Source organism: Rhizobium sp. CG4 (assembly GCF_023701965.1).
In the GTDB taxonomy this organism is placed as follows: Bacteria; Pseudomonadota; Alphaproteobacteria; order Rhizobiales; family Rhizobiaceae; genus Agrobacterium.
On the sequence record NZ_JABAEG010000004.1, the window covers coordinates 216,579 to 230,362 of the forward strand.

Consider the following 13,784-nt stretch of genomic DNA (forward strand, 5'->3'; position numbering starts at 1 on the left):
CATGAGCAAGAAAATCGGGGTCGTTGGCTCCAACATGGTCGACCTCATCACCTATGTGAACCGCATGCCGGGACCGGGTGAAACGTTAGAAGCACCAACATTCGAAATGGGTTGCGGCGGCAAAGGTGCCAACCAGGCCGTTGCAGCGGCTCGCCTCGGTGCCGATGTGATGATGGTGACCCGTGTCGGCGACGATGTGTTTGCCGACAACACCATTCGCAATCTGAAAAGTTTTGGCGTTGATACCCGCCATGTGGAAAAGATTGCTGGCCGCTCCAGCGGCGTCGCACCGATTTTTGTAGAGCAATCGGGCGAGAACTCGATCCTTATCGTCAAGGGCGCCAATGCCGATCTTCTGCCTGCGGAAGTCGACAAGGCAGCGTCCGATCTGAAACAATGCGGCCTCATTCTGATGCAGATGGAAGTGCCGGTTGAAACTGTCTATCACACGATAGAGTTTGCAGCCAAAAACGGTATTGAGACTATTCTCAACCCGGCCCCGGCGGCGGCCGATCTCAACCCGGAACGTATCCGTCAGGTCACCTTCCTTGTCCCGAACGAAAGCGAACTGGCGCTGCTGTCGGGTCTGCCAACCGATACCGATGATGACATTGTCACGGCTGCCCGTTCACTGATCGCACGCGGTATTCGCACCGTCATCGTGACGCTGGGTGGACGCGGCGCGCGCATGATTACCGCAACGGAAATCGTCAACATCGCCCCGGTTAAAGTCACGCCAAAAGATACTACCGGGGCAGGCGATGCCTTTATCGGTTCTTTTGCCCGGTTCTACGCAGAAACTGGCGACGTCGTTTCTTCCTTAAAAAAGGCGTCGCTTTACGCGGCCCACTCCATCACCCGTCCCGGAACACAGAAGGCCTACGCCAGCGTCGAAGAGTTCGAGGCATTTTGCCGCGAACATGCTGCCGTTAGCGCCTGATCTCAAGAATGGACAGAAAATGAGCGAAAACTTTCCACGAAACAATGGCACACCCCTCAAGCCGGAATGGTTTGAGGATGTGACTGTCAATCGCAGTGCCTCCGAGCGGCGGGCATCGACAATCACCGCGCGGCGCTCGATCAAAAAGGAATATCAGGTCGCATGGCAGATCAAGGCCATCACCTGCATCGATCTGACAACTTTGTCGGGCGATGACACGGCCGGGCGCGTCCGCCGCCTTTGCGCCAAGGCGCGCCGCCCGGTCCGCGACGATATTCTGGAGGCACTTGGTCTCGCCGATGCCGGCATTACCACCGGCGCGGTATGCGTCTACCCGACAATGGTCGCGCACGCAGTTAAGGCCCTGGAAGGAACGAAAATTCCAGTTGCGTCCGTCGCGACAGGTTTTCCATCCGGTTTGACACCGCTTCCCCAGAGACTGGCGGAAATCCGTTATGCCGTCGACCAGGGCGCAAAAGAGATCGATATTGTCATCACCCGTGAATTCGTTCTGACGCAGAACTGGACCGGTCTTTATGACGAGATCGCCGCGATGCGCGAAGCCTGCGGCGATGCCCATATGAAGGCCATTCTGGCAACGGGTGACCTCAACACGCTGACCAATGTTTATCGTGCCTCGATGGTAGCGATGCAGGCGGGGTCCGACTTCATCAAAACTTCGACCGGCAAAGAGGAAGTAAATGCTACGCTGCCGGTTAGCCTGACCATGGTGCGTGCTCTGCGCGACTACGGCGAACTGACAGGCCAGATGGTTGGCTTCAAACCTGCCGGCGGCTTGAAAACTGCAAAGGACGCGCTGTCCTGGCTCACCTTGATGAAAGAAGAGTTGGGCAATCGCTGGCTGGAACCTGATCTGTTCCGCATCGGTGCCAGCTCGATGCTTGGCGATATCGAGCGGCAGCTCGAACATTTCGTAACGGGCCGCTACTCCAGCGCTCATCACCACGCTGCCGCATAAGGACTGAAAAAATGGTATCCATTAAGGACATTTTGCAAACCATGGAATATGGACCTTCCCCCGAGGCGAATGGCGATGTGACGCAGTGGCTCGATAAACACGGACGCTCATTCGGTCACTACATCAACGGCCGTTTCGTAACTCCGGAAGGCCGCAAGACCATTGCCGTATCAAACCCCGCGAACGGCGAAAGCCTGGCACAAATCGTTTGCGGTAATGAGGATGACGTCGATTTGGCGGTCAAGGCTGCCCGTGCCGCATTCGGAAAATGGTCGAAACTATCCGGCCATGAACGTGCCCGTTATCTCTATGCCATTGCGCGTCACGTCCAAAAGCGTGAGCGTTTCCTGTCGGTTCTCGAAACCATGGACAACGGCAAGCCGGTTCGCGAAACCCGCGATATCGATATTCCTCTCGTTGCCCGTCATTTCTACCACCATGCCGGTTGGGCTGAGATGGTAGAAGACGAGTTCCGTGGCTTCTCGCCCGTTGGCGTTTGCGGTCAAGTCATTCCGTGGAATTTCCCGCTGTTGATGCTGGCATGGAAGATTGCACCAGCACTGGCCGCCGGTAACACCGTGGTGCTCAAACCCGCTGATCTCACTCCGCTGACAGCCATTGCTTTTGCAGAAATCTGCCATGAGGTTGGTCTACCAGCAGGTGTCGTCAACATCATCCAGGGTGATGGCTCGACTGGTGCGGCCGTCTGCGGCCATGACGGCATCGACAAGGTAGCGTTTACCGGTTCAACGCAGGTTGGTCGGGTCATCAGGGAGCAGATTGCCGGTTCGGGCAAGAAACTATCGCTGGAACTGGGCGGTAAATCACCGTTCATCGTCTTCGAAGATGCTGATCTGGATGCTGCCGTTGAAGGTGTGGTTGATGCCATCTGGTTCAACCAGGGTGAGGTCTGCTGCGCGGGTTCCCGCCTGCTGGTGCAGGAAGGTATTGCCGAGACGTTTTACGCTCGCCTGAAAAAGCGGTTGGAAACACTGCGCGTTGGTGATCCGCTCGACAAGTCGACCGATGTCGGCGCGATTGTTTCCGCTACGCAGGTAAAGCGCATCACCGATCTGGTTCGCAAGGGCGTGGATGAAGGTGGCGAACTCTGGCAAAGCAAGAACCCGTTGCCAGCAAAGGGCAATTATATCGCCCCCGGCTTCTTCACCGAAGTTGATCAGGCCTCTACCGTTTGCCAGGTGGAAATCTTTGGTCCAATTGCCGCTGCCTTCACGTTCCGTACCCCGGACGAAGCCGCAGTACTGGCCAACAACACCCGCTACGGCCTGGCCGCATCGATCTGGTCGGAAAACATCAATGTGGCGCTTGATCTGGCGGCACGCGTCAAGGCTGGCGTGGTGTGGATCAACTGCACCAACATGCTTGATGCCGGTGCCGGCTTCGGCGGGTACCGTGAAAGCGGTTTTGGCCGCGAAGGTGCGCGCGAAGGCCTTTATGAATATCTGGCTGCCGATTGGGAAAAGAGCCTTCCGGTTGCCAAGGCCCTTGAAACCTTCACCCCGTCAGCCTTGCCGTCAGGAGACAGCAAGATGGCGGTCGATGGTCTCGACCGGACCATGAAAAACTATATCGGCGGTAAACAAGCTCGTCCCGACGGTGGCTACAGCTACTCTGTGACAGGCAAGGGCAACGCGGTAATCGGCATGGCCGGCATTGGCAACCGCAAGGATATCCGCAATGCCGTGGAAGCAGCGTCCAAGGCAACAAGCTGGAGCTCCGCAACAGCCCATAACCGTGCACAGGTGCTTTATTATCTTGCCGAAAACCTCGATGCACGGCGCGGCGAATTCGTCGCGCGTATCATCGAAAGCACCGGCGTGAGCGAGAAGAAGGCAACGGAGGAGTTCGAGGCATCCCTGCGTCGAATTTCCTACTACGCAGCACAGGCCGACAAGTTTGATGGCGCGGTGCATTCGACCAAATCTCGCCATGTCACGCTTGCCATGAATGAACCATGGGGCATTGTCGGCGTCGTTTGCCCGGATGAGGCACCGCTTCTGTCTCTGGTGTCGCTCGTCCTGCCAGCAATCGCCATGGGCAACCGCGTCGTAGTCATCCCGTCTTCACGACATCCACTGATTGTGGGTGACTTCTATCAGGTACTGGACACATCGGATGTCCCGGGTGGTGTCATCAACATCGTGACCGGTGAGCGTGATGTGCTGGCCAAGACATTGGCTGAACATGATGAGGTGGCTGCTGTCTGGTACTTCGGTTCGGACAAGGGAAGCGCGATGGTTGAAAAGGCATCTGCCGGAAACCTGAAAGCAACCTGGGTCAATAACGGTCGCCAGCCCGATTGGCTGGACCGTTCCGAGGCGCAGGGGCGCGATTATCTGCGCAGGGCCATTCAGGTGAAAAACATCTGGGTGCCTTACGGCGCCTGACGCGGTCCAACTTCAGGGCCAATCAAGATAAGATCAGTCACGGGGTTTACCGAACCCCGTGACATCTTTGACCAAAGCAAGCTCGCCAGACACGGCAGGACCGTATCAACGGTCTCTGATCAAGAAGCGCAACAGATTGGCGTAACCACGTGCGTCATCTATTGCACGATGGGTATGCTCGACCGACCCGAGCCATTCAGCCGGATATTTTTTGACATCGCAGTTCCAGTGCTCACGCCCGGTTTTTCCGGCAACCATCGACATGATGCAAAGTGGTGCATAGCGAAATAACCGGTCCTCCACCCAAGGCCCTTCCAGCAATGGCCTGCCGGTAAACCGTTTCAGATAATAGTCAAACCACGGCCCATCGAGAGAAACCGGATGCGCCGCAAAGATCGGATGGTGTCCAAGCGACCTGATCCAATTGACGAAGCGTTTAATGACGACATCCGGTGGCTGCGCATTTTCTGTAGCCGCCGCATATGCCTCAGGAAACCGCTGCCAGAAATCCATTACAGCCGGGTCACTTCCGGCGCCATCAAGGCGTTGCAGAACACCTTCAAATTCGCCAAGAATCTCACCAGTTTCGAAAACAGCGACAGACCCGAAAGAAAGCATCGAATTCATACCCGGTATAGGACCGTCGAATTCGCAATCCGTCACGATGTAGATGTAGGCCACAGCAAGCTCCTTGTGTCGTAACGACCATATCGCCTAAGCGATCTAAGCATGTGAAAATTCAACTGTCATGATGGATTCTCGGCGCCGAAAGCCGATGATTTTGCACAAAGAAGAACACTCTAACCTCTCGGATATCAGGCAGGACATGCAAAATCCCTGACATTGCCATCTACCGCACGGTTCATCTGATGTTAAAACAACTCACGTCTCGACAAACCGCCCGGTGGCAGGCTGGGCACATTAAAAGCCTCTGAACGGATAATGGCGCAATGAAACTTATCGGTATTTTGGGCGGCATGTCCGCCGCGTCGACACAAACCTACTACCGCAAGCTCTGCGAAATCACGAGGCAGCGCCTTGGCGGTCTTCATTCCCCTGAGCTTTTGATCCGCTCGCTTGATTTCGCAAAAATCGAGACATTACAAAGCGCTGGCAAGTGGGAAGAGGCCGGGCAGATTTTGAATGCCGAGGCCAAGGCACTGGAACGTGGCGGCGCAGATTTTATCATTCTCGCGACCAACACCATGCATAAACTTGCCGATCAGATGATGAGCGGCGTCGGCATTCCCTTGCTGCATATTGCAGATGCCACCGCCAGCCGCATTGCCGAAGCAGGTCTCCATAGACCCGGCCTCATGGCCACGGCATTCACCATGGAGCAAAGCTTCTATACGGGGCGGTTGATCGAAGCCGGGCTCGATCCAGTTCTACCTGATGCTAATGACCGCGCAGTTGTTCATCACATCATCTATGATGAACTGTGCAAGGACATCACCACGGATGACAGCCGTGCCACATACGAGCAGATCGCCCAGCGTGTTGTCGAAACTGGGGCCGACTGCATGATCCTAGGCTGCACCGAAATCGGCATGTTGCTTAATCAGGATAATGTTTCCGTGCCGGTTTTCGACACCACATTGATCCATTGCGAAGTGGCAATTGATTTGGCCCTGGCAGAATAGGTCCTGTAGTCATTGGCCGGACGACATTTAGTAAGAGCCCGCACGCCAGCTTAGCGCAAATGGCAAGGTTTGCGAACTTCCAAGCCTCGTCTCTGTCACGACGCAATTTAGTATTGCGTCGTCGCTATTTCGGAAGTTACAGGCCGAATGGCCTTGGCCCAATGATCCTCAGGACCGTTTTTTGATTGTGCTGTAGATGATGTTTCGGTTGGCGCCAAACCACACTTTGCTGTCTACGGTGTTTGGATCAGCACTGGCATTGGTAACGCGCCACATATCAGCTTCCGAACGCTGGAGAAGCTCCCAGTTCATATAGGATTCCATGTAACCGTCATCGGCCATTTCATCGGAGAAATTGGCGTAGAGGAACATGCCGCCCGGCTTCAGCATGTCCATGCAAACCTGGGTGAGGCGGATCGCAACCTTGTCGGTAAGGTAATCGTACAAGCCTGCGGCATAGATGAAATCAAACGTGCCGATCTTGTGTTTTTTGGCAAGCAGGCCACGGACAGAGCCATCGATTGGTTCAATGCACGTGCCATGGAACTGGCTTGAAATCGATGCGATGCTGAGCGGGTCCTGATCAAGGGCAACCCAACGCTTGATGCTACCGTTCTTAAGCGCCTGAGAATTTTCTGCTTCACGAAGATGGCCTGCTGCAACGGTCAGAATTTCCGTCTCCGGTCCCTTCTCGGCTGCAACCATATCAACATACTCGGTTAGAATGTCGCGGCGCTCGCGAACGGCAACCGGTCCCGGCGCATTGCGGGTATATTCAAAGATGTTAAGGCCGAGAGGCGTGGATTTTGACACCTCATCCGCTACCGCCGAATGACCGTAAATAAAGTCGATAAGGCTGGCGTCGCCCGAATAACCACGTGGCTTTTCAAAAGACCAACGGGTGAATGGGCACTGCTGCATGATTTTTGCGGAAGGGTGCGCTTGAATGATCGGAATAAGTCCCTGCCATACGGCCGGACCATATTTCCACCGCAAATCATGCATCTGGGCAATCAGCCATTTTGTCGCTTCGGCGAGGTCGTTACCGGCGCTGAAGCGCTGGTTTGCGAGGCTCATGATCAGCACGAACTCCGCCTCTGCCGTTGCCAGAAGATCGGCCTCGGCGGTTTTGTCAGACGGGTGGCGATGGTTAGTGACCGACTGGGGAGTGATAAGACTTTCACCGTCAAGGGAGAACAAAGGCTGAGCCACGCGAACCTCACTGCTGAATAAAGGGTTAAAGAAAAAGATAAAATCTTCAGCATTTTCCGTGCACGTCAAGTTCGAGGAGGTCATGTTTTTCAACAACCCCCACCTTTCCCGTTTGTGAGAAGTTTAGAAAAAGTTAATAACCTCAGGATATATGAGAGTTGGTGCACTCTCGGTTGAGAGTGGCATGGGAGCTTGCGCAGGGTGAATCATCGTTGACTTCCGGCTCTGGCCGGATGGCGGCTAGAATCAATGCGCTGGATGTTGGGTGAATAGGGCATGATGCACTTGTTAGCCGAGACCACCGTGCCCGCGATGCGGCCGGCGCTTTCCCCTGAGCAGATGCGTAGCCTCTATCAGCAGGAAAGTGAACTCAACCGAAAAGACGTGACGCGTCACGGTCTTTGGATCGCTGTTGCCGCATATATCGCTTACTCTGCGACCGATTACCTGTTCCTGCGCGATGTCGCGCTCTACACCATTGCGGGCCGCGTTGCCGTGGGCATCGTCGCATTGTGCGTTCTCGAAATTCTGCTGCACTTCAAGGCACGTGCCGATATCATCGATCTTGTTGCCGCAGTCTCCGTGCTTTCAGGTTATGTAGTGTGGCTCGCTACGGCACAAATGACCAGCCATGCGAATGCCTTTTCCTATTACATGGTGTTTGGCGCCATCTTCATGATGAGCTTCAACCTGTTTTTCAGCTTCCGGTTTCCACTGGCATTCGCGGCTTCGGCGACGAACCTGACAATCTTCGTCGGTTTTCTCTACGCCTTTGAGCCGATGGGATTGCTTTACAAGCTGATCCTCGGTGCATTCTGTATTTCCTGCTTCATTTTTACATCCTACGTGAACCTGCAGCTCAACAGAGAGCGTTACAAGGTTTTCCTCAACGCCTATGAGGCGCGGCTGCAGCAATCAGCAGCCGACGAACGGGGCAAGGCTTTGCTGCACTTGTCCATCACCGATTCGCTGACCGGCCTTGAAAATCGCCGCGCGATCGACCAGCGACTGCGTGACTACTGGAACAATTGGCGAGAGCACGGCAAGAGTTTTGCTGTCCTGCTCATCGATGTCGACTTCTTCAAACGTTACAATGACTGCTACGGTCACCAGGAGGGAGACCGTTGCCTGATTGCGGTGTCGCAGCGACTGAAAACCGTTGCATCACTGCATGGCGCCATCATTGGCCGATATGGCGGTGAGGAGTTCATCGTCATTGCCCCGACCGACACACCCAAACGCGCCGCCGATCTGGCGGAAGCGATTTGTATCGCCGTCCGTGTCATGGCGTATCCGCATGAAGCAAGACGCGACGGAACACCCTTCGTCACCGTCAGCGTGGGTGTGTCGCACACACGCGGTAATGCAATCCAAGTAGACAGGGTCATTCACGAGGCCGACCGTGCGCTCTATGCCGCAAAGGCAAGTGGCCGCAACTGCGTCAAACTATTCGACACCAAGGACCCATGGGCGAGCGATGACAGTGAAAACATTGCAGCGATCCTTAAAATCGCCGTTCAACAGCGCCTCGTTACTCTGGTTTATCAACCGATCCGCGACGTCAAGACAGGCGAATTGAGTGGGGCTGAAGCCTTGATGAGATTAAGGATGCTGGACGGAACGCCTGTTCTGCCAAGCACCTTCATTCCGATCGCCGAGCGAACAGGAGCGATTGTCGATCTCGGGCGCTGGGCAATCCGAACGGTTTGCAGCGATCTGTTGGCGACCAATCTTGTGCCTGTTGCCAGTGTCAACGTCTCGCCAATCGAACTGAAGATGCCCGGGTTTGCGACCTATGTCGCAGCCACGCTGTCAGAGTTTGGCCTGATGGGTGCGCGGCTTGCCTTCGAAATTACCGAAGGCGTCGAGCTGGAGATGGATCAGGAGGTGGTTCGCTGCATCAGTGATCTGAGAAAACTTGGTGCGCAAATCTGGCTCGACGATTTCGGCACCGGTTTTGCCGGTTTGTCCTGGCTTCGTCTGATCGAATTCGACACGGTGAAGATCGACCGCTCCTTCCTGCATGATTGCGACACCGAGCGCGGTCGCATGATGCTGCGTGATATCATCAGCCTGCTGCGCAACCGTGGCCTGCGAATTCTTGTCGAGGGTGCAGAAACCGAAGCCCATGAGCAGTTGATGCGGCAATACGGAATAGACCAGATCCAGGGTTTCCACGTTGGACGCCCCGTGCCCGTCACCCAATTCGAGACCTATGAGGTCGTGCGTCGGTCAACGCCTGCGGGAAACTCCCTGATTCAGGGATAAGAGCGCTAAACTCTCGCGCGCTATAGATTTCCCAATCGGCGTCATGAACCGGACGCCCAACATCCTGTCAAAGGCGTTTTAGTTACCAGCGCGGCACGCGTCTTTCGTAACCGGGATCGAACAACTGCATATAGGCAGTGTCGTTGCGTTCCTTCATCTCAGTCTGTTCGTAGAGCGCAGAAAGTTCGGCGAGTTTCTGGTGGTCAAGTGACACACCAAGACCCGGGCCTTGTGGCACATTCAGCTTGCCATCACGGAACGTGAAGGGTTTGCCTTCAATCACATCGACGCCAGTCCATGGAAAATGTGTATCGCAGTCATAGCTGAGATTGGGTGTCGCCGCGGCGACATGTGTCATTGCAGCAAGCGTGATACCGAGATGCGAGTTTGAATGCATGGAAACACCGAGCCCCAATGTCTCACAGATCTTGCCAAGATGTGTCGAGGCACGCAGACCGCCCCAATAGTGATGGTCGGACAAGACGATCTGGACAGCATTTTTGCGGAAGGCTTCGGCGATCTGGTCAAACTCAAGAACGATCATGTTGGTGGCCAGCGGAAGTGACGTTGCCGCTGCGACCTCCGCCATCTGGTCCATACCGATGACAGGATCTTCAAGATACTCCAGAACACCTTCCAGTTTGCGGGCGATATAGATGGCTGTGTCGACGGTCCAGCCGCCATTGGGATCAATCCGCAAGGGATGATTTGGAAAGGCTTCGCGAAGCTTCAGCATCGTCTCGATTTCGAGATCGGGGTGTAACACGCCCCCTTTGAGCTTCAGGGACTGAAAGCCGTATTTATCCACCATCCGGCGGGCTTCCCCGACCATCTGGTCTGGCGTCAGCACTTCCCCCCATTCGTCCGGTTCTTGACCGATATGGGCGGCAAACTTGAAAAACAGATAGGCGCTGAAGGGAACGGTGTCACGAACCGCCCCTCCAAGCAGGTCACAAACCGGCCGTCCAAGCAGCTTGCCCTGAATATCAAGACATGGAACTTCAAATGCCGAGGCAACAACGTCCGTCAGCTTGTGATCGGCAACTGCCGTTTTTGCGTTGATGCCTCCACCACCGGGCAAAGCAGCAATCACTTTTGCCTTCAACTCGTGGAGGTGAAACGGATCAAGGCCGATCAATGACGGAGCCGCCCGTCTTAAACCGTCCAGGGCTTTGATACTGCCATAGCTTTCTCCCAAACCAACCGTGCCGTCATCACAGAGGACTTCGATGATGGTTCTCAACGCATGGGGCTGGTGAACACCCTTGCAGTTCAGCAATGGTTTGTCGGGGATGGCAACCGGCGTTAATTTGATGTCAGCGATACGCATAAGAACTCCTATCGCCACCAGGTGCGCGCTGCCGTCAACGCGTCATCCAGAGGTGGCAGTTCGGGATGCCAGTGGCGCTCCCATTCGAGACTGAGAGGGACGTGTCGATTACTCGACCTGACAAGCGACATGAGATCCGCCATGGGGAAATCACCGTGGCCGGGAAGCACGTAATGGCGAAGGCCATCGCTTCCCATCTTGCTGTCCTTGACATGCAAATGGACGACATTGTCGGCGATATCAGGCCACAGGCTGTTGAGAGCAGAACCCTTGGCCCAGGTGTGATGGGTGTCCCATAATATCAAGGCGTTTGGCACGTGTTTGACGAAGGTCTTCAGTTGCGCAGCATCTGCCAGAGCATCATGGGTTTCGATCATCAGATCGACATTCAGCCCGCGCGATTGCCGGTCGGCTTGCCATTGATCAAGCAGTGCAGTTGCGCGCCTCAGTTCGTCGACAGCTAACTGTTTGCCGCCGTCAAAGATCCTCAGATGTGCCACGCCTGCCGCTTCCGCCCATGCAATAAAGGGTTCGACGGCCGACAGGTCACGACTTTCAAGCAGTCGGATCGACGTGTTGAGGCCAACGACCTTGAGGTCGCGCTGTTGAAGAAAGGCCGCAAACTGCGACGGTCTGCCAAACTCCGAATTCAATGCAGCAATCACGTCAACCGCGCCGGAAAGCGCACGTAATTCCACGGAAGATATACCATGCCGTCTCGCCAGGTCAGCGGTTTCATGCAGGCTGAGTTCAGAACATCCAAGCGTCGAAAAACAGTAATCAACAGCGCTCATGCCATACGCTCCATGTCCTGTTTGCGGACGGGGTAAAGCGGTGGAAGGCCGGCAACAAATCGCTCGATTTCAGTAATTGCGACATCAGAAAGGGCGCGCAGTTCATTGCCAAGCGCACCGGCGATGTGTGGTGTCAGCACGACATTCGGCAAGTCGTAGAATGGGCTGTCCACCGGTAAGGGTTCCGGTTCCGGCGTGTCGATCAGAACACGCAAGCGGCCGGATTGTGCCTCCGATAACAATGCCGCGTGATCGACCAGCCAACCCCGTGCGGTATTGATGAACACCGCATGGTCGGCCATCAGCGCGAACTCTCGAGCGCCAATCATATGGTGGGTCTGCGGCAGGATCGGCGCATGTAGCGAAACAATGTCGGACCATGCGAGAAGCGCGTGCAACTCCATTTTTGTCGCACCAAGTGCAACTGCCTCATCCTCAGACAGGAATGGATCATAGACGGCAATTTCAAAACTGCCTCGTGTCAGCATGTCGATGACCTGCCGCCCGATGCGAGACGCGCCAACAATGCCGACTTTGCGGGAATAGCTGCCAAGCCAGGGCAGGTTCATGCCACGCCGGCTGCCAAAACCACCAGTCCCGCGCTCAGCCCGGTGTTCATCCCGCAGGCGAAACACATCCTTGCCGCACATGATAATAGCCGCGTAGGTAAACTCGGCCACCGGTGTGGCCATCACGGATGCGGCTGTTGTCACCAGAATATCTGAGTTGTCCCAAAACTCGGCAGGCGCGACCACGCGCACCGATGATGCCGCATAAGCCAGCATCTTGAGGTGCGGTGCCCTGGCAAGGCGTTCTTTTGTCAACGACGGTGTACCCCAGGCCGCCAGCAGAATGTCGGCATCAGCCAGAGCTTCGCGACCCTTACCCGTGTCAAAGTCCGTATAGGGAAATCCATCAATGATATCTGTCACCGCATTCAGTCGCGCCCATTCGTGCGTGCTGAAAAATCCTTCGGGAAGCTCGCTGCGCATGGCTATCAACAGCTTCGGTTTCTTACCATGCCTGGTCATGCGCGCACCGGACTTGAAACAGGCCGCACGTCAATGCGCGCAATATCGATGTTGATCGACTTTGAACCACCCTGCATCAGAACATCGAGATAAAGCTCGGGCGGTGCGTTACCCGGCCGGAGTTTTAATGGCGGCGTCCGCAATGCACCTTTCCAATGGGTATCGGGGAAAGGGAAAACTGTACCATCTTCTGTGCGAAAGGGGTTTAACGCGTTGGCCTGTTGCCCGTCTTCGGCAACATCCTTCAAGCGTAGTGTTACTCCGAGAATTCCGGGATGAGCCGGCACGTCGATATCGCAGATCGCCTCAATCCAGTTACCTGTTCCCGGATGTTCAATCTGCCCGCCAAGACGGTGGCTTTGGTCACCCTTTTCGGTCAGTGTCTTCGCGGATAGTTCGGTTACCAGATTGCCAGTTGGATTGTCGACAGCATCGAAGCGATCATCTTTCGGCAGAAGGCGGTCCGGCGCACGCGGTAACATGGCTTCGAGATAGCCTGCCAGCAGCTTACCCACGGCAAAGGCACCCCGTACTGAAAAATGCGTTCCATCGTCAGAATAACCGGAATAGGGCTCTCCGAATTCATTATCCGGATCAACCCAAGCCGCGTTCCAGTCAAACACATGGCAATTGGCGTGGTTGGCGGCGAATTCAGCACCCTGGCGATTGATCCAGTGCGCCTTGGCCCGTTCGGAACCATGGGCTGGCCACTTGCCCACACCACGCGCCAGAATGGGCAGCAGAATGACCGTTTTGCCCGCCGCCAGCAAAGCCGACGCAATACGTGCTCTGGTATCTGCAATCGTCTGGCGCGTTTCCGCCATCATGTCGTTGGTGCCAGCATCAAGCAGGATCAGGTCGAAATCCGATCGCAGCAATAACGACAACCGCCGTTCGATCTCGATTGCCTTCTGCCCGGACACCCCGAAATTGAGCCCGCTAAAAAACCGACTGACGCCAGGTCGATTGCTCGGTTCCCAACCAGCCGGCACCGATGGATCGTGATGGACAGGACAACGAAGCCTGCCGTGAGACAGAACCTCGGCCCAACTCATCCAGCCGCGTGCCGATGTCGCGAGCATCCCGGCATCGCCAATGTGGTTTTGCTGGACGAGCGACGTGCCAAGAATGGCAATGCGGCTCGCCCTTGGTAACGATACGGACATGGTTTTACCAGGA

Annotated in this window: 11 protein-coding genes; 5 read left to right on the forward strand and 6 right to left on the reverse strand. The window is 55.5% G+C overall.

Annotated elements, in window-relative coordinates; genetic code table 11:
• The first annotated feature begins 1 nt into the window (after window position 1).
• The 3 genes from rbsK to HGO37_RS14335 are packed head-to-tail and all read left to right on the forward strand — an operon-like array spanning window position 2 to window position 4,327.
• Entirely contained in the window at window positions 2–940 is a 939-nt protein-coding gene (gene rbsK, locus HGO37_RS14325; protein WP_250983885.1) for a ribokinase, read from the forward strand.
• Between the two features lie 19 nt (window positions 941–959).
• Window positions 960–1,919: a deoxyribose-phosphate aldolase gene (gene deoC, locus HGO37_RS14330; protein WP_192490718.1), complete on the forward strand. Its 960-nt coding sequence runs from the start codon at window positions 960–962 to the stop codon at window positions 1,917–1,919.
• Between the two features lie 11 nt (window positions 1,920–1,930).
• Window positions 1,931–4,327: an aldehyde dehydrogenase family protein gene (locus HGO37_RS14335; protein ID WP_250983886.1), complete on the forward strand. Its 2,397-nt coding sequence runs from the start codon at window positions 1,931–1,933 to the stop codon at window positions 4,325–4,327.
• Between the two features lie 105 nt (window positions 4,328–4,432).
• On the opposite strand, the gene HGO37_RS14340 is transcribed toward HGO37_RS14335, so the two are convergent.
• Window positions 4,433–5,008 carry a DNA polymerase III subunit epsilon gene (locus HGO37_RS14340; protein WP_250983887.1) on the reverse strand — a complete coding sequence of 192 codons (576 nt, stop codon included), beginning with the start codon at window positions 5,006–5,008 and terminating at the stop codon, window positions 4,433–4,435.
• A gap of 269 nt (window positions 5,009–5,277) precedes the next feature.
• Here HGO37_RS14340 and HGO37_RS14345 point away from each other — a divergent pair, with 269 nt between their 5' ends.
• Window positions 5,278–5,970 (forward strand): aspartate/glutamate racemase family protein, encoded by a 693-nt coding sequence (locus tag HGO37_RS14345; RefSeq protein WP_250983888.1) that lies wholly within the window; start codon window positions 5,278–5,280, stop codon window positions 5,968–5,970.
• A 168-nt stretch (window positions 5,971–6,138) separates the two neighbouring features.
• Here the strand turns inward: HGO37_RS14345 and HGO37_RS14350 are convergent, their stop codons facing one another.
• A complete protein-coding gene (locus HGO37_RS14350; RefSeq protein WP_250983889.1) occupies window positions 6,139–7,182 on the reverse strand; it encodes a class I SAM-dependent methyltransferase in 1,044 nt (347 codons plus the stop codon).
• Between the two features lie 276 nt (window positions 7,183–7,458).
• Here HGO37_RS14350 and HGO37_RS14355 point away from each other — a divergent pair, with 276 nt between their 5' ends.
• Window positions 7,459–9,450, forward strand: a complete 1,992-nt coding sequence (locus tag HGO37_RS14355; RefSeq protein ID WP_405049448.1) for a putative bifunctional diguanylate cyclase/phosphodiesterase — start codon at window positions 7,459–7,461, stop codon at window positions 9,448–9,450.
• Between the two features lie 82 nt (window positions 9,451–9,532).
• Here HGO37_RS14355 and HGO37_RS14360 read toward each other — a convergent pair whose 3' ends face one another.
• Genes HGO37_RS14360 through HGO37_RS14375 form a run of 4 tightly spaced genes read right to left on the reverse strand, consistent with a single transcriptional unit; the run spans window position 9,533 to window position 13,771 of the window.
• Window positions 9,533–10,780: a glucarate dehydratase family protein gene (locus HGO37_RS14360; protein WP_250983890.1), complete on the reverse strand. Its 1,248-nt coding sequence runs from the start codon at window positions 10,778–10,780 to the stop codon at window positions 9,533–9,535.
• 8 nt (window positions 10,781–10,788) lie between these two features.
• The gene (locus HGO37_RS14365) at window positions 10,789–11,574 is read right to left on the reverse strand and encodes a sugar phosphate isomerase/epimerase family protein (protein WP_250983891.1); all 786 of its coding nucleotides are present in this window, start codon (window positions 11,572–11,574) and stop codon (window positions 10,789–10,791) included.
• Complete coding sequence (locus HGO37_RS14370; RefSeq protein WP_250983892.1) at window positions 11,571–12,605, reverse strand: hydroxyacid dehydrogenase; 1,035 nt, start codon at window positions 12,603–12,605, stop codon at window positions 11,571–11,573. The genes HGO37_RS14365 and HGO37_RS14370 overlap by 4 nt, the downstream gene beginning before the upstream one ends.
• Entirely contained in the window at window positions 12,602–13,771 is a 1,170-nt protein-coding gene (locus HGO37_RS14375) for an SGNH/GDSL hydrolase family protein (protein ID WP_250983893.1), read from the reverse strand. The genes HGO37_RS14370 and HGO37_RS14375 overlap by 4 nt, the downstream gene beginning before the upstream one ends.
• Window positions 13,772–13,784 lie beyond the last annotated feature (13 nt).